Here is a 20,069-nt window from a genome sequence, read left to right on the forward strand (position 1 = left end):
AAATGTGGCAATTCTCGTGGCGCAGCGCCGCTCAACGGTGCCACACAAAAACAGATCGCCGGACCGGAAAACACATGAAATTACGCCCACCGCAATTGTTGTCCCAGTTCAAGCCTGTCAGGCGGAGCCGAAGGGTTCATAACCAAGCCTCGGCAGCTTCGATGATCTTAAGGCCTCGACGCGCGCACGCTCTTGGACCGACGAGAACTCCGCCGAACAAGCTCTTCGGGCGGCAACTGGCCAAGGCGAGAGGCACTAGCGCAGAGCAGGAGAAATAGCGCGCGCTCGGCCTTGTATCTCGCTCCAGCCCGACTGCATTCCGATCCGCACATGAGCGTATGCCCATCTGTCGTGTAAACGGACCACTTCCACCTGCTGCGCCCGCGCCGTTTCACAGCGATGTCAAACGCTGCAAAGCAGTCTTCACCCGCCCGGCGGGTTACGCCGCAGACCTTTCCGGGAAGCCGTCGCGAAGCTTGCCCAGCAGCCGCGGCTCGCGTTCGATCTGACTTCCGTAAAGTACGCCTCCCGTTTCGGCCTTCGTCCTCACCAACGGCAGGCGATCGTGGCCGATGGCCTTCTGGCTGCCCCGGATCAGCGAGTCTCGAATCCCGCTTCATGACAAGGCTCCCATGCTTGATGGGGCAGACGGATCGTTCGGAAAAGGAAATGCCGCCGGGAAGGTCTCGGCAACCAGGGCATCGAGCGCGGTCTGCTCATTGGCCATTCGCTTTTCGATGATCTCGCTCGAGGTCGGACAACTCCGTTCCGAGCAGCTTTCGATATCGATGGATGTTGTTGCGATGGGTGCGAATGGAGCCAGGTTCGCTTCGAACATCGTTTTAATCCTGATTGTCTTCCTATTCTTTCCGAGCATGGTCGCCGCTTCAGGCCGCAGGCCGTTCGCTCGATCGCAGCCGCGTAGGCTTTCCGCGAGGCCGCGGGCCGCCATCCAACGCGCAAAGCGCCTCCAGGATTTCGTCGAAGGTGACCGGTGCCTTCAATCCTTCGGGTGCACGCAGCGACGGGCAGGAAGCGATTGCCGAGGCGTCCGAGGCCCATGAAGCGAGGATGGCGCGCTTCTCGGCGAAGGTGGGGCCTGAATGAGAGGGCACATCCCTCGGGTGCTCGAACTCAGTGCCGGGATGAAGGAGATAATCAAAGTCGAGAACGCTGTCGTCAAAGGCGGTCGTCGGCCGCATGGTTGCCTCCTGATTCAAGACGAGTGGAGGATCGCCGCGCGGGACGCCCGCGCGGCGCTTGTCGTCCAAGTCGCCGTGTCCGATTAGGCGGCTTTGGATTCGATCTGGGTAACGTTGCTCGGGGCAGCACCGCCGATGGCGATCCGGCGCGGCTTCTTCGTCTCGGGGATTTCGCGCTGCAGGTCGATCACGAGGAGGCCGTTCTCGAAGCGAGCGCCTCGGACCTCGACATGATCTGCCAGGGTGAACTGGCGCTTGAAGTTGCGGGCCGAGATGCCACGATACAGGAAGGCGCGCTCTTCCTTATCGCTCTTGCGCCCCTCCAAGGTCAGAACATTTTGCTCGACGGTAAGTTCAACTTCGTCCGGCTTGAAGCCGGCGAGCGCGACCGAGATCTGGAAGTTGTTCTCGTCGAGGCGTTCGATGTTGTAAGGGGGATAGCTCTCCTCGCCCACGCGCTGGGCAGCTTCGGCGAGGTCGAACAGGCGGTCGAACCCGATAGCCGACCGGAACAGGGGCGAAAAATCAACGGTGCGCATAGCCAGATCCTCCTGGGAGCAAAATGGTTACGAGCGGCACCGGACACGACCGGTGCCCGACTCGAGTGGCGGGACCCTGACGGCATCCCGATCGTCGTAAGACGACGCCGAAGAAATTTGGAAGGTCGGAAAAAGTTTCAAGACCCAGGCGCCATTTTTTTGCGAATCCGGATGGGTGAAGGGCTGCCTTGCCCAGCTACCACCGTGCCCCCGAAGGGACGGTTAAGGTCGCTCTCTTCCCTTTTCCGGCTCGTTCACGGTCATGTGTGTGGCGCCTCATTGCAGTACGATCGTAATTTAATATTATGACTGTAATAACATTATCGCTGTTCGGCGGCGGCGAGATGCCCCCGTTTTAGCTCTTTGCGAGGATTCCATGAACGACACGACCGTAGCTCCAAGCAGGACGGCTCTCCGCGAAGCCGACGACTTGACGTCGCTGGGTGTAACGGCCGCAGCAGCTGCGGTCCGCAACGGCGACATCACGTCGGAGGACTATACCGCTGCACTTCTTCAGCGCGTCCGCACTCTTGCCGACTTAAATGCCTTCATCACCATCGACGAGGCTGCCGTGCTCGCGTCTGCACGGGCAGCGGATAAGGCGCGTGCCGCCGGCTCGACTTCCCCGCTTCTGGGCGTGCCGATCGGCGTAAAGGACAGCTATCTGACTAAAGGGCTTGCAACGAGCCTTGGTCTGGAGGGGCTCGCCCAGTTTGTCCCAAACGACGACGCGGATGCCGTCCGCGCCATCAAGGACGCCGGAGCCACGGTCTTCGGTAAGAACAATCTGGTGGAGATGTCCTACGGCTTGACCGGTCATAACGAGCACTTCGGCCAGGTGAAGAACCCGCACGCCCGCGATCGCGTGTCGGGAGGTTCATCGAGTGGCTCGGCCGCATCCGTTGCCGCCAAGATCGTGCCCGCATCCCTGGGGGGCGACACCGTCGGATCAATCCGAGTGCCGGCATCGTTCTGCGGCGTAGTCGGCTTCAAGCCTACGACCGGGAGATGGCTGCGCAACGGCGTCGCGCCGATCTCCCATACGCTAGACAGCACGGGCGTGTTCGCGCGCAGCGTCGAGGACTGCGCTCTCGTCGATCAGATCGTGACCGGCGAAAAGGCCGCGGAGCACACCGTACTCGGCCACGACCTCAAGGGAGTCCGGCTCGCCTTTGCGCCACGACAGTTCCTGGATCTGGTGGATGCGGAAGTCGATGCCCGCTTCCGCGAGGTGGCTCGCCGGCTGCACGACGCCGGCGCCGAGGTGGTCGAGGTCGATCTCGGCAACGACTACAATGCCCTCGTCCAAACCGCGACATGGAGCATCTTCGCTCACGAGACGATGGGTTCGATTTCGGAATTCCTCCGCCACCACGATATTCCGACCACCTTCGAGGCGATTTACTTAAATCTAAAGCCGCAACTTCACCAAGCATGGGGGCATATCGTATTGCCGGGCGGTGCAGGCGCTACATCCATTGAAGCCTACAAGGAAGCGCTCACCGTGAGCCGCCCGGAAATCCAGCGGCGCCTCAATAAGGCGTTCGTCGCCCAAGGGGCGCAGGCGATCCTACAGCCGACAACACCGTGCAAGGCACCTTTGACCGAGGAGCAGGCGACCATCCATATTGCGGGACAGGAAGTCAGCTATCTCGCTTTGGCGAACCATACAGTTTCGGCGAGTAGCGTGGGTCTGCCAGGCATCAGCCTTCCTGTTGGCTTGTCTCGCGACGGGCTCCCGATCGGCCTTGAGCTGGACGCCCCGTTAGGGAGCGACCGTGCGCTTTTGGATCTCGCGCGCCGGGTCGAAGGCGTTTGGGGAGCTTAGCGCTCCGGCAAGTCGAGTGGCCCGACGCGAAAGAGCAGAGCGGCGCAATAAATGGGAACAAACGATGCGTTTCGAGAAAGGTCACAAGGCGGCGACGCGACGGCATATTGTCGAGGTGGCGTCGAAGTGCCTTCGCCGAGACGGCGTCTCTGCGGCCGGGATCGGCGGAATCATGAGCGAGGCTGGCCTGACAAAAGGGGCGTTCTCTGCACACTTCGAGTCCAAGGAGGAGCTCGTTCGCGAAGCAGTGACGAGCGCCCTCGCCAACCGGCAGGATCATCTCGATAAAGATCGGCAGCGCGGCGTGGCCCTTGAGGTTGTGATCCGGAGCTATCTCAAGCACGCCCACGTCAAATGCCCGGCGGACGGGTGCCCATCGGCTGCATTGCTCCCGGAAATCGCCCGGCAGCCCCTACTCACTCGGAAGGCCTATGAGAAGGGCCTGCGGAGCTACGTCTCGGCGCTGGCGGCGCTGCTTCCGACAATGGATGCCGAGGCGAGCCGCCGCCGCGCGACGGCAATCTTCGGGCTCATGGTCGGAACCCTCCAGTTCGCACGGGCCGTGCCAGATGCAGCCTATGCGGAGTTGATCCTGGAAGGCGGCATTGAGGCCGCTCTGCACCTCGCGCGGGCTCCACGCTCCGATGATTGAGCGCCTCCTTGGCTGACTACGCGCGCGCCCGCCGCAGCACGGCTTGCAGCCGCTCTCTTTGCTTTCCGAGCTGTCGTCCTCAGCCCGCGCGCGTTTTCTCGATAGCGTCGGCGTCGGCTTCGGCTAGGAAGTCCGCCGCCCTCTTTGCATGCTCGCGCTCGGCCTTGTTCAGCGCCGCCTGCGCCCTCTGGCAAACTCCTTGGGTTTAAGGCCGACCAGAAACTTGTCCTTCTTCAACTCTCCGAGCAGTTTCTGCGCTTGGTCCTGGATGTTGGGAAGCAGAACATGTTGCCGCTTTTCGCCATCCGGACAGTCCGGATACTCCCCGCCCAGTCGTAGACGTCCTGGAAGAGGTGCCCCGTGAATGGCCTTGAAATCCACGTCGCCGGCCGGTGGCTTCTTATCAGCCCTGACGTCGCTTACTTCCGCTTCAAACGCGGCGAGTTCGTCTGCCTCGGTGAGGTCGTGCCGGGATAGCAGGAGTCATCGGCGACGGCATCGTACATTCCCGCTTATGCCTTGCGGTAGGCTTTGATGATCGCTTTCCGGCGTTCCTCGGGGATACGGGCCTTGCTCGTACTGCCCTTCATCGTTGTCGAGTAGGCAACCCTCCACGGAACTGATCTTCCTGAAGCGCCCACTGCCGATCACAAAGCCGGAGGCTTTGCCTTTCTTCGAGGATGGTTTCTTTGGTGCCATGGCCAAATCATAACATAGCTCGTGGCGATACGCACGGGGCATGGCCAGGTCGGCCGAGCCGCGCGTCTATCTGCAGAAAGCTCTATGGTCAAGAAGATCAATGACCAAAAGAAGGTCGACGCCATCAAGGCGCTCCAGACCACGAAGCTCCTGTCGCTTTATCAAACCCTGCAAGGATTGCGATGACGGCGCTGTGCGGGTCATTCAACGGATCGTAATTGATGACCCCGGAAAACATCCATTTGGATTCGCTCATGTACGAGCCCATCCTGAAGATGTCCGACGATCATCTCCGCGCCCTCTATCAGGACGTCAGCAAGCTTAGCTGACGTAAGGCTGCTAGTGTCCTGAACCAGAAGTTCGCAACATCGGGTCCTGTTTTGCCGGGGCATTGTAACGGCAGAAGCGCTCGATGGAAGCAAGGATGTCATCGGCGGATTTGGTCCATCGGAACGGTTTCGGATCGGCGTTGTGTCGTTCGATGAACGAGGCGATGTCCGCCCGGAGGGCGGCTACGCTGCGATAGACACCGCGCCTGATCTTCTTGTCGGTGAGGAGCGCGAAGAAGCGCTCGACTTGATTGAGCCATGACGAACTGGTCGGAGTCAGGTGCACGTGCCAACGCGGCCTTTTGGCCAGCCATCTCCGGATCATTGGGGTCTTGTGCGTGACGTAATTGTCCATGACGAGATGGACGTCGAGTTCGCGCGGTACGGCAGCCTCGATCTCATCAAGGAACTTGCGGAACTCGGCGGTGCGGTGGCGCCCGTAGCACTTGCCGATGACCCGCCCGGTCGCAATATCGAGGGCGGCGAACAGCGATGTGGTGCCATGCCTTTTGTAGTCATGGCTCCTTCGGGCCGCCTGGCCGGGACGCATCGGCAGCATCGGCTGGCTGCGGTCCAACGCCTGGATTTGGGACTTCTCATCCACACATAGAACGATGGCGTGCTCGGGCGGTGAGACATAGAGGCCCACGACATCGCGCACTTTGGCCACGAAGTTCGGATCGGTCGAGAGCTTGAACGTCTCCATCCGGTGCGGCTGGAGCCCGAAGGCCCGCCAGATGCGTTGTACCGTCGAGACCGATAGGCCGCTGGTCTTCGCCATATCGCGGGAGCTCCAATGAGTAGCGTTCTCAGGGCAACTCTCCAACGTCCTCACGATCACGGCTTCGATGCGGGCATCGTCAATCGTGCGCGGCGCGCCGGAGCGCGGCTCGTCGTGCAGCCCGGCCACGCGCTGCTCCATAAAACGACGCCGCCACTTGCCTACGGTCTGCCGGTCCAGCCCCAGCTCGGCCGCCACTTCGGTGTTCTGACCACCCTCCGCACAGGTCAGCACGATCCGGGCTCTCAGAGCCAGCGCCTGCGCCGTCTTCCGCCGCATCGTCAGCGATGTTAGTTCGGCACGCTCATCATCGCTCAGTATCAGGGGGGCAAGTTGCCGGACCGCCATTGGAGACTCCGTCGCTGTTTGCCTCCATCCTTGGCACAGCGACACGAATCTACTGCGAATCTATGATTGCGAACTTGTGACTCGGGACACTAGCTCGGAGGCGACCGCGTCCGGGGCCGCACATGAACCTGCATGAACCCACCCTTCACTGTCCTAATTGCAACCACGAGACCCGACTCACCGAATCGCTCGCGGCTCCCCTTCTCGCGGAGACCCGGCGACGGTTCAGAAACAACTCGCGAGCAAGAACGCCGAGGTCCCGCGAGAGACCGAAGCGCTCCAACAAGAGCGCAAAAAGCTCCAGAACCCGATCGGCATTGTTTACCGTTCAACGGGCGCGCTGCGTCACGTCGAGATGCCCGATGGCGGCCTTCTAGGTCACGGCAAGGAAGTGATGGGCCTCATTAACGGCGAGGAAGAGGAGGTCGGGCTGATCAAGATCGTGCCCTTCCTCATCGGGACGAGATGCTGAAGCTGGGCGCCGTCTTCTCCAAGAAGGCGAACTGGACACCTCACGTCGTCAGCGACGGTCAATTGATTACAGGACAAAACCCACATTCCTCGGGCCCAGCCGCGAACACCTTGCTGGCGATGGGCAACGTACGTGTGAGCAACGCCTCGCGAAAGACCGCTTAGAACCGCGTTCATTCCGTGGATCAAAACTGGCCCGCGCGCTCGCTGAGAGCGGCGCGTGGGGTCCGACCGAGCCGTTGGGGGTTGACTCGCCCCGGGGAGAGATCACCATGACAGACCAGATCGACCCGCTCCGCCGGCTCTCCGGCACCGCCGCCATTACGCAGCCTCGCAACTCGCATTGGATGGCACAACCGAGGGGCAACCTGCGAAGAGCAAACCGGGCGTCTCGCGCCAACCAGCGGGCGGAGCTGTTTCAAGGCAATTGCGCCCTCTTGCCATTCGGCTGAAGGCCAAAGGCAGCAAGGACGGCTACTATCCAAGTCTGCTCTCGAACTCGGCCACTGGCGCCCGGAACGACCTCGTTGCGACCATCTTGTACGGCGTGAATTGCACGACATCGGAAGGATAGGCCTTTATGTGCGACCATCTGAGCGACGCCAATCCACTCAGCGATCGCAACATCGCGACGTTGAGTAACTTCGTGTTCGCACACTATGGATCAGCCAACACCGCCATTACTGGTCGCCGAAGAGAGCCAAAGCGGGCCCTCCTCGCCGCTGCTCGCGAGGGGCGAGTAGGCCGGATTTCACCTCCAGCCTTTCGCAGAACGCTTGCTCGCGGGAGCACGGCCGTCGCATTCTTGGGTATCGCCTTTCTGCTCGCCCGGAGACAAAAAACTGCCCCGAGTTGATGGCGAGTCGCCTGTTCAGGGACCCTGGCTACGATCTTTGGAGAAAACGTGATGGGACGCCTGCTTTCAGTCAACGTAGGTCTGCCGCGCGATACGACTTGGCAAGGCAGAACGGTGTATACCGGCATTTGGAAGACGCCGGTCAAAGGTCCGCGGACGGTGCGCCGACTCAACATCGAGGGCGACGGACAAGGAGATTTGGCGGGCCACGGCGGCGAACACCGCGCTGTATTGGTCTATCAGACCGATTCCTATCGATACTGGCAGAATCAACTGGGCCGATCCGATTTCGCTTGCGGTCAGTTCGGCGAGAACTTCACAGTTGACGGTCTGTCGGACGCGGAGGTGTGTATCGGAGACCGTTACCGGATCGGGCAAGCCTTGTTCGAAGTGACGCAGCCTCGGGTCACCTGTTACCGGCTGGGCATCCGGATGAACGTGCCCGACATGCCCGCACTGCTGGTCAAGCACGGAAGACCCGGCTTCTATTTGCGTGTGCTGGAGGAAGGCGCGGTCGAGGCCGGCGACGAGATCGTGCTCGTCGTCGCCGGACCCGAGCGCATGAGCGTGTCTGAAATCGATGCCCTGCTATACATGCCCGGTCACCGCCGCGATCGACTGCAAAGCGCGCTACGCATCCCGGCGCTGAGCGCCGGATGGCGCCAATCCTTCGAGGCGCTGTTGAAACAGGAGCGCAAGGATGGTGCACTGACAGGGAATGCCGGGCTCACCGGCGCGCCCGGCCCGGCACCGGCATGGCAAGGATTTCGATCGTTTCGGGTCTCAGGTAAGGTGCGCGAGAGCAGCAATGTCACCTCGCTCATGCTCGAACCGACAGACGGGCAGCCGATCACCGCGGCACTTCCCGGACAGTTTGTCGTGTTGCGGCTCGGGGCGACACCTGCACTTGCCCTGATGCGAAGCTATTCGCTGTCCGGCGAGCCCGGCTCCTCGTTCTTTCGCGTGAGCGTCAAGCGGGAAGCCCATGGCGCGGCCAGCTCCTATATCAACGACGAACTGAGGGTTGGCGACACTGTGCAGGTGAGCGCGGCAAGGGGCGGCTTCACGCTGCAGCCCGGCCATACGCCTGTCGTGTTGTTAAGTGCCGGGATCGGAGTAACGCCCGTGCTCGCGATGCTTCACGCGTTGGCGGCCGAAGAATCGCGGCGGGAGATTTGGTGGCTGTACGGGGCCCGTAATGGCAGCGAACATCCGTTTGCCGGCGAGACGCGCGAGCTGTTGGGCGCGCTTCCCCGCCATCACAGCCAGATTTGCTACAGTGCGCCCAGCCCTGAGGACCGACTGCATGTTGATTTCGACGCTCGTGGCCATCTGGATGTGCGAGCAATCGAACAGCTCAACCTGCCGCGAGATGCTGACTTCTATATCTGCGGACCAACCAGCTTCATGAGCGACCTGTGTGCAGGCCTTGCGTCCTTAGGCGTCGCCGGCGATCGCATTCACACCGAGATATTCGGCGCCGGTCCCTCCATGACGCCAGGCATTGCCGCTTCGCCGCGCCAGCCGCCGCATGTGCCGGCTGGACCTGCCGGATCGGGACCGATGGTTTCATTCGCGCGTTCCGGTCTCAATGTCCGCTGGGCATCATCATTCCAGAGCCTGCTCGAGTTGGCCGAAGCTTGTGACGTTCCAGTGCGGTGGTCGTGTCGAACGGGAGTGTGCCACAACTGCGAGACCGGCCTGGTAGCAGGAAATGTCAGCTACCGCCCGGAACCAATCGATGCACCGGGTGACGGTAATTTGCTGATTTGCTGCTCACGGCCCGAGGGCGACGTCGTGATCGACTTATGACGGCAGTGGCCTAACTGCGTCCAATGATGGAGAATTCAGATGCGACCCGACATCACGCAGGGAGCCGCTTTCCCGGACTACGAGTTGAGCGATCACACCGGAAAACATCGAAAATTGTCCGAGCTGCAGGGACAGGACCCGATGGTGGTCGTACTTGGCCGCGGCGGCTATTGTCCAAAGGATCGCCGTCAGGCCGAAGGCTTGCTGGAATTGCACCGAGAGATGGAGGTTGGCTATTGCCGGCTGGTCACGATCACGACCGACAATCTCAGCCAGACCAACGAATATCGGAGCGCTGTGGGGGCGCACTGGCCCTTTCTCTCCGATCCACGACGCATCCTTCAGAAGGACCTCGACATCGCGGAATATACCGACCCAGCCCACAACCCGATGATTCCGCACGTGATCGTGCTGGAGCCGGGTCTGATCGTTCACAAGATCTATAGCGGCTACTGGTTCTTTGGACGTCCCACGATGGAGGAACTTCGCCAGGATCTGCGCGCTGTGTGCAGTAAATGCCGACCGGACTGGGATATTACAGCACCCGAACTTAGAGCTGCCTGGCAGCAGGGACGCAAGGAGCTCTTCTATCCGTACGGCAAAGGCTATCTCCAAACTCTCGGACATGAGGATTAGTAGCAGACGCCGAAACAGCCGCTGTGGGTGGGAGCAACCTCGTGCCTGGAGACCGAAGCGGCCCGAGAGCCATCGGCGGGAAGGGCCCTCGCAGAGTGGGACACGACATCTGCGCGCCTGCCTCTTGGCATTTGGACGATCATGATTGCGATGTGGATTTTGTCCGGCTCGACCAGCGAGAGCGCTCAAGACAGATCCGGTACTTGCCGGCCGTGCTGGTTTGCCGCGTTGATTCGCCATTTCTCGACATATGCTCCGACCAGCCATGGTCTTGCTTCGAGCCGCAGATTTCGGCGCGAGACAAAGAACGCCGTCGGTCTTTACAAGATCGGTTTTGCCTGATCAGCGACAGTAAACACGTCCCGAAGTTGGGGTGGTTGCTCGTCCGTACTAGGCAATAGAGCCCTGCTCCGAGCACCCAACAGGATGCTATGGATCAGGACGGCCGTATGTCGTCTCCTGACAAAATAGGCCTTGTCAAAGCCTCGTGGCAGTAGGAGAGACGACGGTCTTGTCGTCGCTTCGCTCGCAATCTATTCCGATTCCGCCCGCCGGAAGCTGGCGCGATATTGGACAGGTGTCACGCCAAGACGGGTGCTGAAGACGATCCTCATCCGGTCCCCCGATCCAAAGCCGCAATCGAAGGCAATGGTCTTCAGCGGCCGGTCGCTTGCTTCCAACATCATGCGCGCCGCATCGACGCGGGCGCGCTCGATGAACTCATGCGGTGTGATCCCGGTCGCTTGCACGAAGTGGCGGGCGAGATTCCGGGGGCTCATGCCGGCGACAGCGGCGAGCGACTCCAGCGTGTGGCGATCCGCGATCTTGGCCATGACATGGTCCTGGATGCGTGCGATTGGCGATTCCGGATCGGCAGGTGCCGTGAGATACGGACTGAACTGCGACTGTCCGCCCTGGCGCTGGGCAACTACAACCAGCCGCTTGGCGACCTTGAGCGCCGTTTCGGCGCCGTGCCGCTGCCCGACCAGCGCCAGGCCCAGATCTATCCCCGCAGTCACACCGGCCGCGGTGATCAACCGTCCATCGCGGACATAGATCTGATCCGGCTCGACTTTTGCTTTCGGAAATCGGGCCGCCAGCGCCTGTGCATCCTGCCAATGGGTCGTGACACGCCGATCGTCGAGGAGACCGGCATAGCCAAGGACGAACGCCCCTGTGCAGATCGACCCATAAACGCTCGAGCGCCACGGCAGGTCCTTGACCCACTGAAGCAGGCAGGGTTCGGGCTCCGCTTCCGGCGGCGTCGGAGTGCCTGCCACCAGAACGATATCGAAGCCGCCCGCCGCCTCATCGAAGGTCAGGTCGGCGACCATGCGTATACCGTTCGACGCGCGCAGCGGATTGCGGTGAGCAGCAACCAAAGCGGTTTCGTAGCGATCCGCGCTACCGAGAAACGTGTTCGCCTCGCTGAACACATCCATCGGCCCCGCCACGTCCAGGGCCTGGACCCCCTCACAGACGACGATCGCGACAGCTTGTACCGGCACCTGCCACTGCCTCTCCACTCTGGAGCCTTATTATGCAGGTAGTCCGGACCCTGCAAAAGGCCTGGCGTGATCCGGGAGGCAACAGAACGAACATCCGTGCATCTGGCATCACCCAGGGGCTATGGACTTCTATTGGTCGATTTTGCTCTCCCAGCCGCCAACCAAGCGGCCCATGCAGGTCCAAAAAAGATCGTCACGGCAACAGGCGAATTTGTCGCGCCATTATTGTGATCCCGGCGCCTTGTCTGGCGCGGTCAAGGGTTCGTCCTTGGAATTCACAATGAAGACCGCCAGTAAGCTGGCGGGCTCGTTGTCACTCGCGTTCTCACTGACCCTGTGATGTGAACCGGGCATTTCATAAAAGATTTCGCCTGCGTGATAGATTTTCGCGGTTTCGTCGCCGACTTGACTGCGGATGGCCCCGGACAGCACATAGGCGTAGATAAAAGCTGACGCTGCGTGGTGATGAGCGAGCGATTTGGCTCCGGGAAGATAAGTCACCGTCACAGCAACCAGCCTCTTTCCTTCGACATTCGGCAGCGCGTGCTCGAAGGCGACTTTCACCTGCTCCCGGTCCAGCGCGATCGCCGGCGAGGCTCCCAGGGCTATCGCTGCTGCTATCAGCGGAACGGCGGCCGTTCGCATTGCTGTTCTCGCTGCTTTTGCCGACATACCTTGAGGGTTTGATACAGCACCAATCCGCCAGGCAAATCCACTGATCGGCATCATCGCACCTCCTGTTCTAACGAGTTCACACAACTGCTTGAAACCTGGACGCAGAGCCGAACCGATGGTCATGGTGAAGCTTCCGATGAGAAGCCATCGCCGCCGCCATCACCTTCGGCCTGATGTGCTGCCGCCGCTTAGCAGCACCGATAACAGCGCGGCCAGAGCGAATCCCGCAGCTACCCAGCCGAGCCGGTCCATCGCGCCAATGGCAACGACCACAGCGCCCGCCGCGGCACCCATCGCGCTGCCGAGGTAGATCGCGGAGGAATTCATCGAGAGACTGATCGGCGCCAGTGCCGGAGCCAACGCCACCAGCCGCGCTTGCTGCGCCGTTATCAGCCCCCAACTGGCGAACCCCCAAATCAGGATGGCCGGCAGCAGGACAGGCATTGCCCGCGCCGGCTCAAGGGCCGCGCTGAGCGAGAAGGCAAGATAGGCCAGCAGGGCGAGCCCCCCACCAACGATCACGACACTGCGCGCGCCCCAACGGTCCGCCGCGCTGCCGCTGAGCTGGGTGCCGACCGCACTGGCCAGGCCAAAGCCCAGCAGCACTGGTGCCAGCGCTTGCGGGCCAAGGCCGCCGATGCCGGCTATGAACACACTGAGATAAGTGTAGACTGTAAAAGTGCCGGCCACGGTCAGCACGCTCGTCACCAGCACCCCGAGGATATCGCGGCGCTTGGCCAGCGCCAGACGCTCAGCCAGGCCGGCCGTGACGCCAGGCCGTTGGCTCGGCAGTCGGATGAGAATCCCTAACAGCGAGAACACTGCCAGCCCCGCCACACCGAAGAAGGTAGCGCGCCAGCCGAAGCCCTGCCCCACCAGTACGCCCAGCGGCACGCCGGCGATGATGGCCAGGGTCAACCCGGTGGTGATGGTAGACAGGGCGCGGCCACGCCGCTCCGGACCGCCCAGCGCGGCGGCGTATCCGCTGGCCGCCGGCATGAAGCTTGCTGCGGACAGGGCCAACAGCAGCCGCGCGGCCAACAGCCCGGCATAGCCTGGCGCCAGCGCGGCGAGCAGGTTGCCCAGGGCGAAGCCGCCCATGGCGACGACCAGCAGGCGATGCCGCTCCAGCCCAGCCGTCAACACGGCCATGACCGGCGCGCCGATGGCATAAGCGAGGGAGAAGGCGGTGACCAGATGACCGGCGGCTGGCAGACCGACGTTCAGGTCTCGCGCCAGGGCCGGGAGCAGCCCGGCGATCATGAACCCCTCGGTGCCGATGGCAAAAGCGCCGAGGGTTAGCCAGATGAGGGAGGCCAGCGAGTCGGTGCTGGTAGCTTGCGCGCGATCGGGATTGAGCTCCTGGAGCACAGGCTAGGTCCTAGTCATATGGTGAGCCTTGTGCTGGCAATCCGGGAAGGGAGAAGCAGCGATCAGGTCGCAGGCGTTGGGACTCTTGAACCCCGGGATGAAACGTTCGCAGACGGCGGCGTTGACAGTGCCATACGTCGTCGCTGGCTTGTGCGCAAAACCGGCGAAATACTCCTGAATGAAGCCTTCTTTGAAATTTGTGCGCGGGTACTTGGCGACGATTTCCTCGCGCAGCTCCGCTGGGAACTGATCGAACCCCACCCCGATGACATCGAGAAGCACACCGGAGTTCAGGAGCGCCACTTCGGGCCCCATATGCTTCGGGATGCCGGGAGTGGTATGCAGCGCAATTGCTTCCCAGACGGTCTGCACCTGGTCTTCAGCGATGTTGTGGGTGCTAAGAAACTGTCTGGCGGCATTTGCGCCATCGACCTCGAAGCGCTCGTCTGGGCTCGAGAACTTCTTGATCAGGCCGAGATCGTGAAATGCCGCGGCGACATAAAGGAGCTCACGGTCGAAGCGCAGATTCCTCTGACGACCCTGCTCAGCAGCGAACAGGTAGACGCGGATCGAGTGATTAAACAGCAGATCGGTGGAATGGTCACGCAGGATGTCGGTCGCCTCTTTCGCGAGCAAGGAATCGGGAATGGTGAGGGCTCGTGCGAGATTTGGCGTTGTCATTGTTGGATCCTTCAAGAGTAATTGTAGGGCTTGGCGGCGGGTCTAGCCGCGCGAGCGAAATGAGGAAGCTCAATCCATCAGCCGACGGCGAGCACGATCTTTCCTTTCGGCTGAGGCCGCACGCGTTCAAGCATCAAATGAGCCTCGCGCGCATCCGCGAGGGGTAAGACTGTCCCGACGTTTGTTCGCAGCTTTCCGCCATCGATGAAGCGAGCGATCTTCGTCAGATATTGGCTCGTGACGTCGACCAAAAAGAAGGTGGCTTCAACACCGTAGCGCTTTGCAAGATCCTGATCCGGACGGGACACTGCCGAGATCAGCTTGCCGCCGCGACGAAGGACCTGGAACGAGCGGGTTTGTGTTTCGCCGCCAACCAGATCGATGACAGCATCCGCACCCCGTACTTGTTCCTCAAAGTGCTGGGTCCGGTAATCGATCACGGTGTTTGCGCCGAGGTCGCGCACGGCGGAAATGTCCCCCATCGATGCGATTGCGATGGTTTGCACACCCGCCTGACGAGCCAGTTGAACCGCATAGGATCCGACGTTACCGGCTGCTCCGTGAATGACCACTGTTTGACCCGCTTTGAGTTGGGCCTGATCAAACAACGCCTGCCATGCGGTGACGGCAACAACAGGAACGGAAGCGGCTTCAACGTGGGTTAGAGCGGTTGGTTTGTCCGAGACCATATCCGCGGAAGCTAGAGCGTACTCCGCATAGGCCCCGACGAACTGCGGATTCGTAACACCATAAACCTGATCTCCCACACGCAGTCCGGACACCCCGGGCCCCATCGCGACGATTTCACCGGAAAGATCTGAGCCGAGAGTGAGAGGGAGGGGTTGCGGCAGAGCGCTCTTTCCAGCCCTGATCCAGCCATCCCAGGGGCCGACTCCAGCGGCCGCAACTTTGACCAGGACCTCGCCAGGACCCGGCTCGGGCCGTGGCACGCGCTCGAATTTCATGATCTCTGGCGACCCAAACTCGTGTACGCGCCAAGCCATCATTGTTGAATGCGTTCGCTCTTCACTAACCCGAGGAACAATGTTGCTGGGGGTTGTCATCTCATGCTCCTTGCGCTCAGCTTGTCATGACCACCGTGGACTGCTCGTGACGCCTTAGTTGCCCTCGTGGCAATGCGGCGCTCGCCGACGACCATGTCAGACTGCTCGAGGCGTCCTCTGAGAAGCGGGCTTTTCGGATGGTGCTCGTCTCAGCGAGAGGCGCCAGTGGCCGTGGCATGGATCGTTCTCCAAAGGCAGTTTATCAGACTTGCTTGTCTGTATGTCGCAATGGAGCCTGCCCCGGACAACAAACACGATCCTACGGATCAGGACAGACGTGCGTCGTTTCCTGACAAAAGGCACGTGGGAGCGTTCGTGCCTGCGGACAATAGTGCCGCCGCTCGCTATTGCGGCGGACGATCACCTCACCGGCTCCTTGCCGGATTCTCTCCGCGTCTTTGCCGCTTCCAAACCCTGGCGGCTGGGCTACCGCTTCTACAGCCGTTACGAAGCCCGCTCCATGCGGCGGCAGGGAGGGCACATTCTCGCCCGCCGACGCGCCGCAGCCGCGCCGGTCAATCGTCTCCGCAGTTGATCCGGGATCTGAAGCTTTGCACGGCATTGGACTGACCTTCACTGACGCCGGACATAAATTGTACCCCAAGCAAGGCCGACAGTGGCGGCGACAAACGAGCCCAACAGCACGCTCAGCTTTGCCGCCTTCAACAAATCTTCGTCCGCGTGCGAGCATGGCGATGAAGATGGACATGGTGAAACCAATTCCGGTTAAAAGACCGACAAGCCAAACGCCTCCCCAAGAAACGCCTTCGGCAAGGCGGCACCAGCCAAACCCGACCGCAACCCAGGTCGCGCCGACGATGCCGCGCGGTTTTCCAACCACAAAAGCAAGCCCGATTCCGAGCAACCTAAACCAAGGCCAGAGGCGGCGTCGATGAAGCTGTTGACCGATGGCGCAAGACCGAACGACGAAGGACGCCTGGAGGCATCCTTTGCATCCGCTAAACCGGGTTTAAGCCCGCAAACCCTGCCGCCAATTTGCGCGGATGCGGTGATTGCGGTTATCGAGGTGTCAGTAATCCACAGGTCTCCGCCGAGCTTGAGGTTACCAGGCAGCGTGGCGATCGCCGCGTCGCGCAGGTAGAGCCTTCCGCTGACCGTCAGATTTTCATGATGCGCGAACCGACAGGAGGCTGCCGCCCCTCTCAGATTGTCGGGCAGGTAGTGTGACCCCCGTTCCCCAACAGGCACGTCGCGAGAGAAGTTCAGGCCGTCTGGCAGGGCCTTGACGGCCGTATCCATCACATTGAGATTTCGAGCCCACTCAGTGACCGCTTTGATGCTGGTGAGAGGTCGGGATCCACCCATCCAAGAGAAGCCCATCCCAGGCGACGACCCCCTCCTCCTGCTTGACGCCATACTCATGATACAACGGCGCCCATTGCGGCTCCCACTCGATAAACTCATCGTTGAGACCATCGTGCACGCGACAGGGTACTTCGGGGTCGAACGTGCTCATCGGCTTCATCATGCGACCTCAGGTCTGCTTTTCCGGTAGGCGTCAATCGCTCGGTTGGCGAGCATGAGCTTGCGACGTTCGCCGGCTAGAGCCATTTTGCCTATTGTCCTCACGAGGAATTGGCTCGTGTCGTAGCCGTCGGTGATCTCACCACTGCGCTCAAGGAATTCCCAGGCTATCTGGACCGCGTTTTCAACAAGGACAGGGACACTCTCACTCATGCTTCCTAAATGCCGTGCCACATGCCTTCGTTCCTGAACGTAGAAGGGCCCCCGCCGGATACGGGGGCCCTTCGAGAACTTGGAGGAGGAGACGCTCCAAGTCCTATGGGGTCGGCGGTTGAAGCCCCGCCGAGCAGACCCAATCGTCAATGTCTGCGGCAATCTCCGCTGTGCGGGCTCGCTTGAGCAGACTGTCCCGCTCAATACCTGCCGGCATGGTGGCCGCTCTTCGAGCCAGCTCACTGGCAAACGCACCCAAGCGGTCTTGCAGTGATGTTGTTTGCTTCGCTCGATTTCGATTTTTCGTCATGGCGCGCTCCTTGTCTGAAGCGGGAGCGTCGTTGCTCTCCACATTTTCGAGCAGCATAATTGGCGGCGAGATTTGCGGCGACAACCTAAGTTTATTTGAGAGATAATCCCTTGAACGAACTCGCGCGCAGCAAGCCTTCGGAGGTGATGTCGCGATACTCGGCTTCCGCTTTAAAAATAGGCTCAAGCCATGTCGCCTTTGCTTTCTGAGTGGCTTACTCAATTTGCTCTTGACGGATGTGCCGGCAGGCACGGAATTGGCGGTCGGCGCGGAAAAGGCGACCTTCGCTTGAGGCGGCATGACCAGTCTGATGCCTGCCCTGAACAGCGACTCTTCCGGCTCGGTGCCGCAGGGCGGGTGAGGCCTCCGCCGGACAGCAGGGCCCCGACGGGATCCGAAGGAGTATTTCGACGAGATCCAAGACGTCAAAGTCACCAACGACATGCTCGATCTCGTGAAGCACATCGTCAACCAGCAGTCCGGGCAGTTCGAGCCCGAAAGGTTCGAAGATACTACGAAACCGCGCTGATCGACCTCATCAACCAGAACCGCGCCGGCAAGGTGAGCGATCGCAGGACAAATCAATAGTGCAGTGCCGTAGCGTGAAGAAGTTGCGGCCCCACTGCCTGATGATGCGCACGTGGCGCCCCTGACAACGGCGTCTGGGCCGACAGCTTCGTCGCTGGCGTTACCGCGATTGCGTGAGGTCTTGGCGGTCAGTCTAGTCGGTACTCGCACGAGGCATGATACAGTCTAAAGCTCCGGATCACCCAAGAGAGCGCAGTGAGAACAATAGCGATCAGCGGTTTTGCCGAGTTGGCGCTGGAATTCCTTCCGAAGAGCTTTCTCCCTCCCACAAGTCGGATCGTAGCCATGTCGTTCTGTGAGCCAAGGAGTTGAGTGTTATAGTTGTCTTCCTAAGACCGCTTGGCCTCCGACTTCTCACGCCGTCTAATTTCGCCAACATGCTGGCGCGGACCGGCATGCGATACAAGGTAGTGGTCATTCTGGCCTGCTATTCCTGGTCTTTATCCCTCGTCTGGCATCTTTCGGCTGCCGGGACAAAGCCAAATGGACCTATTTCAGCAACGCCTTTTTTAAAATAGCACCCCGGCAAGCTAAAAGCCTGAAGGACACCTTTGTTGTTGCGCGCTCGCTCGTCAAAAAGCGCGAAGTGCGCGAGCGCTTCGAGCCGTCGAATTCCCTAATGGCAGGCGGCGAAAATGTGCAGCCGTTGCTCATTTCGTGTCCTTGAGCGCGCGGCCGACGCCTGTATGCCGAAAACCGCGTCCATATTGATCTAATGACCGGAGCACGCCCCGGGCAAGAGACCGCAGTAGTGGCCAGCGGCATAGGCGCGATCATAAGGCCATTCGGCGTGGGTATCGTGTTTACGCGAACGGGCGCCTGATGCCTTCTATATTGCGTATCTCGCTAGCGGGGCAGCTGCGCGACTTGTCGCATCCCTTGTCTTGAAAATACGAGGGTGAACTAGGAAACCATCACGAGCCGGCGCGTTGGTATTTTATTGGTATCTTATAAGTGACGCTACGATGGGGAGGACTTCCATGCGAACCACACTGGTTGCAATGCTTGTCGCGAGCGGAACCATGATCGCCCTGCCGGCGCTGGCGCAGCAGCAGCCGACACCGAACCCACAAATGCAACAAATGCAGGAGGAGGCTGACAAGGGCGCCAAGACTCGCCAGTCCGGTGAGTCGGGGTATGTGGGCGAGCAGGAAAAGCCCGGTGCTGCCGCCCGCCCCCCTGGAAAGACTGACTCTGCTCCGCCGACAACGGGCTCAGCCACGAGTACCTCGCCCGGGGCGACAGGCAGCGAAGAAAAGCCGCGCTGAGCCTTCTGGAGCTGTGGCACGACGGAGTGTACTCTTCCTGACGCGGAGTTCATTAGCCTTGCCGTCAGGCGAGGTTACACGCGACTGAGATCCAGGCTCATAGCGGAGCTGGAGAAGACAAATGCGGTGTCCGAAGCAGACGCGACGCTCGCTTCTTTTGACGACGCTCGCCGCTGGAGCGTTTCTGACGGGGGGAAGGTTCGCTGCGGCACAGGAAGATCAGCCCGGCAGCAGTGACCGGCCAAAGAAAGGCGATCTTCTTGTTGTCTCGGAAGGCGAACTTGTTGGCGCCGTCATCGCGCCCGATGACGTGAAGCTCGGCGAACCGCCGCTGCACGCCTGGCCAAAGGACCCCAAGACGTCGGTTGTCCGCAACGGCTCGCGGTTGAACGAGATCCTGGTCGTAAGGCTTAATCCCGGCGAAATGGATGAGGAGACCCGCTCACGCTCTGCTGATGGCATCGCAGCCTATTCGGCCATCTGTACTCACGCCGGATGTTCTGTCACCGGCTGGCTGAAGTCCGAGACGGGCAACGAAGACGTCCTCAAGTGCTTTTGTCACAATTCCGAATTCAATCCGCGGGAAGGCGCGCAAGTCGTGTTTGGGCCGGCGCCCCGGCGTCTGCCGGCACTCCCGCTGGCAATAGCCGACGGCGCGCTCACCATAGCTGCAACATTCGTTGGAAAAGTAGGTGCTCAACAACCAGGGTAATCGGGCGCGGTCGCATCGGATTGGCAAGGAGGGCAGAGAGA

Annotated in this window: 22 protein-coding genes and 1 pseudogene; 7 read left to right on the plus strand and 16 right to left on the minus strand. The window is 60.9% G+C overall.

What is annotated here, in order from left to right; genetic code table 11:
* Positions 1-616: 616 nt before the first annotated feature.
* The 3 genes from Q2M23_RS22170 to Q2M23_RS22180 all read right to left on the minus strand — a co-directional run bounded on the left by Q2M23_RS22170 (position 617) and on the right by Q2M23_RS22180 (position 1,741).
* The gene (locus Q2M23_RS22170) at positions 617-838 is read right to left on the minus strand and encodes a hypothetical protein (protein WP_316397044.1); all 222 of its coding nucleotides are present in this window, start codon (positions 836-838) and stop codon (positions 617-619) included.
* A 49-nt stretch (positions 839-887) separates the two neighbouring features.
* Entirely contained in the window at positions 888-1,202 is a 315-nt protein-coding gene (locus Q2M23_RS22175; protein ID WP_316397081.1) for a hypothetical protein, read from the minus strand.
* A gap of 83 nt (positions 1,203-1,285) precedes the next feature.
* The gene (locus Q2M23_RS22180) at positions 1,286-1,741 is read right to left on the minus strand and encodes an Hsp20 family protein (RefSeq protein WP_316397045.1); all 456 of its coding nucleotides are present in this window, start codon (positions 1,739-1,741) and stop codon (positions 1,286-1,288) included.
* A gap of 376 nt (positions 1,742-2,117) precedes the next feature.
* On the opposite strand from Q2M23_RS22180, the gene Q2M23_RS22185 reads away from it, so the two are divergent.
* Together Q2M23_RS22185 and Q2M23_RS22190 are read left to right on the plus strand one after the other, a co-directional pair.
* On the plus strand, positions 2,118-3,569 hold the full coding sequence (locus Q2M23_RS22185) for an amidase family protein (protein ID WP_316397046.1): 1,452 nt from the start codon (positions 2,118-2,120) through the stop codon (positions 3,567-3,569).
* 64 nt (positions 3,570-3,633) lie between these two features.
* Positions 3,634-4,221 carry a TetR/AcrR family transcriptional regulator gene (locus Q2M23_RS22190; RefSeq protein ID WP_316397047.1) on the plus strand — a complete coding sequence of 196 codons (588 nt, stop codon included), beginning with the start codon at positions 3,634-3,636 and terminating at the stop codon, positions 4,219-4,221.
* A gap of 168 nt (positions 4,222-4,389) precedes the next feature.
* Here the strand turns inward: Q2M23_RS22190 and Q2M23_RS22195 are convergent, their stop codons facing one another.
* From Q2M23_RS22195 to Q2M23_RS22205, 3 genes are all read right to left on the minus strand, one after another.
* On the minus strand, positions 4,390-4,602 hold the full coding sequence (locus Q2M23_RS22195; RefSeq protein ID WP_316397048.1) for a hypothetical protein: 213 nt from the start codon (positions 4,600-4,602) through the stop codon (positions 4,390-4,392).
* A 442-nt stretch (positions 4,603-5,044) separates the two neighbouring features.
* Positions 5,045-5,176, minus strand: coding sequence for a hypothetical protein (locus Q2M23_RS22200; RefSeq protein WP_316397049.1), 132 nt, complete (start codon positions 5,174-5,176; stop codon positions 5,045-5,047).
* An 83-nt stretch (positions 5,177-5,259) separates the two neighbouring features.
* Complete coding sequence (locus Q2M23_RS22205; protein ID WP_316397050.1) at positions 5,260-6,378, minus strand: IS630 family transposase; 1,119 nt, start codon at positions 6,376-6,378, stop codon at positions 5,260-5,262.
* Positions 6,379-7,756: 1,378 nt separating this feature from the next.
* Between Q2M23_RS22205 and Q2M23_RS22215 the strand changes: the two genes are divergently transcribed.
* Positions 7,757-9,517: an MOSC and FAD-binding oxidoreductase domain-containing protein gene (locus Q2M23_RS22215; protein ID WP_316397051.1), complete on the plus strand. Its 1,761-nt coding sequence runs from the start codon at positions 7,757-7,759 to the stop codon at positions 9,515-9,517.
* A gap of 39 nt (positions 9,518-9,556) precedes the next feature.
* Entirely contained in the window at positions 9,557-10,153 is a 597-nt protein-coding gene (locus Q2M23_RS22220) for a redoxin domain-containing protein (RefSeq protein WP_092083485.1), read from the plus strand.
* Between the two features lie 533 nt (positions 10,154-10,686).
* Here Q2M23_RS22220 and Q2M23_RS22225 read toward each other — a convergent pair.
* From Q2M23_RS22225 to Q2M23_RS22270, 10 genes are all read right to left on the minus strand, one after another.
* Positions 10,687-11,661 carry a GlxA family transcriptional regulator gene (locus Q2M23_RS22225; RefSeq protein WP_316397052.1) on the minus strand — a complete coding sequence of 325 codons (975 nt, stop codon included), beginning with the start codon at positions 11,659-11,661 and terminating at the stop codon, positions 10,687-10,689.
* A gap of 222 nt (positions 11,662-11,883) precedes the next feature.
* Entirely contained in the window at positions 11,884-12,306 is a 423-nt protein-coding gene (locus Q2M23_RS22230) for a cupin domain-containing protein (RefSeq protein ID WP_316397082.1), read from the minus strand.
* 189 nt (positions 12,307-12,495) lie between these two features.
* Positions 12,496-13,707, minus strand: a complete 1,212-nt coding sequence (locus Q2M23_RS22235) for an MFS transporter (RefSeq protein WP_316397053.1) — start codon at positions 13,705-13,707, stop codon at positions 12,496-12,498.
* A gap of 3 nt (positions 13,708-13,710) precedes the next feature.
* Positions 13,711-14,388 carry an HD domain-containing protein gene (locus Q2M23_RS22240; RefSeq protein ID WP_316397054.1) on the minus strand — a complete coding sequence of 226 codons (678 nt, stop codon included), beginning with the start codon at positions 14,386-14,388 and terminating at the stop codon, positions 13,711-13,713.
* 77 nt (positions 14,389-14,465) lie between these two features.
* Positions 14,466-15,395, minus strand: coding sequence for an NADP-dependent oxidoreductase (locus tag Q2M23_RS22245; protein WP_316397083.1), 930 nt, complete (start codon positions 15,393-15,395; stop codon positions 14,466-14,468).
* A 316-nt stretch (positions 15,396-15,711) separates the two neighbouring features.
* Positions 15,712-16,293: a Na+/H+ antiporter NhaA gene (locus Q2M23_RS22250; protein WP_316397055.1), complete on the minus strand. Its 582-nt coding sequence runs from the start codon at positions 16,291-16,293 to the stop codon at positions 15,712-15,714.
* On the minus strand, positions 16,179-16,712 hold the full coding sequence (locus tag Q2M23_RS22255; RefSeq protein WP_316397056.1) for a hypothetical protein: 534 nt from the start codon (positions 16,710-16,712) through the stop codon (positions 16,179-16,181). Before Q2M23_RS22255 ends, Q2M23_RS22250 begins: the two co-directional genes overlap by 115 nt.
* Positions 16,713-16,734: 22 nt before the next feature.
* The gene (locus Q2M23_RS22260; protein WP_316397057.1) at positions 16,735-16,929 is read right to left on the minus strand and encodes a hypothetical protein; all 195 of its coding nucleotides are present in this window, start codon (positions 16,927-16,929) and stop codon (positions 16,735-16,737) included.
* 8 nt (positions 16,930-16,937) lie between these two features.
* On the minus strand, positions 16,938-17,150 hold the full coding sequence (locus Q2M23_RS22265; protein ID WP_316397058.1) for a hypothetical protein: 213 nt from the start codon (positions 17,148-17,150) through the stop codon (positions 16,938-16,940).
* 103 nt (positions 17,151-17,253) lie between these two features.
* A complete protein-coding gene (locus tag Q2M23_RS22270; RefSeq protein ID WP_316397059.1) occupies positions 17,254-17,760 on the minus strand; it encodes a hypothetical protein in 507 nt (168 codons plus the stop codon).
* Positions 17,761-17,848: 88 nt separating this feature from the next.
* On the opposite strand from Q2M23_RS22270, the pseudogene Q2M23_RS22275 reads away from it, so the two are divergent.
* The 3 genes and pseudogenes from Q2M23_RS22275 to Q2M23_RS22285 form a co-directional block, all read left to right on the plus strand.
* A pseudogene (locus Q2M23_RS22275) lies at positions 17,849-18,021 on the plus strand (Ku protein); the annotation flags it as partial.
* 1,007 nt (positions 18,022-19,028) lie between these two features.
* Positions 19,029-19,316, plus strand: coding sequence for a hypothetical protein (locus Q2M23_RS22280; protein WP_316397060.1), 288 nt, complete (start codon positions 19,029-19,031; stop codon positions 19,314-19,316).
* Positions 19,317-19,437: 121 nt separating this feature from the next.
* On the plus strand, positions 19,438-20,028 hold the full coding sequence (locus Q2M23_RS22285; RefSeq protein ID WP_316397061.1) for a ubiquinol-cytochrome c reductase iron-sulfur subunit: 591 nt from the start codon (positions 19,438-19,440) through the stop codon (positions 20,026-20,028).
* Positions 20,029-20,069: the final 41 nt, after the last annotated feature.

The organism is Bradyrhizobium sp. 33ap4 (genome assembly GCF_032654765.1).
Lineage (GTDB): Bacteria > Pseudomonadota > Alphaproteobacteria > Rhizobiales > Xanthobacteraceae > Bradyrhizobium > Bradyrhizobium australafricanum.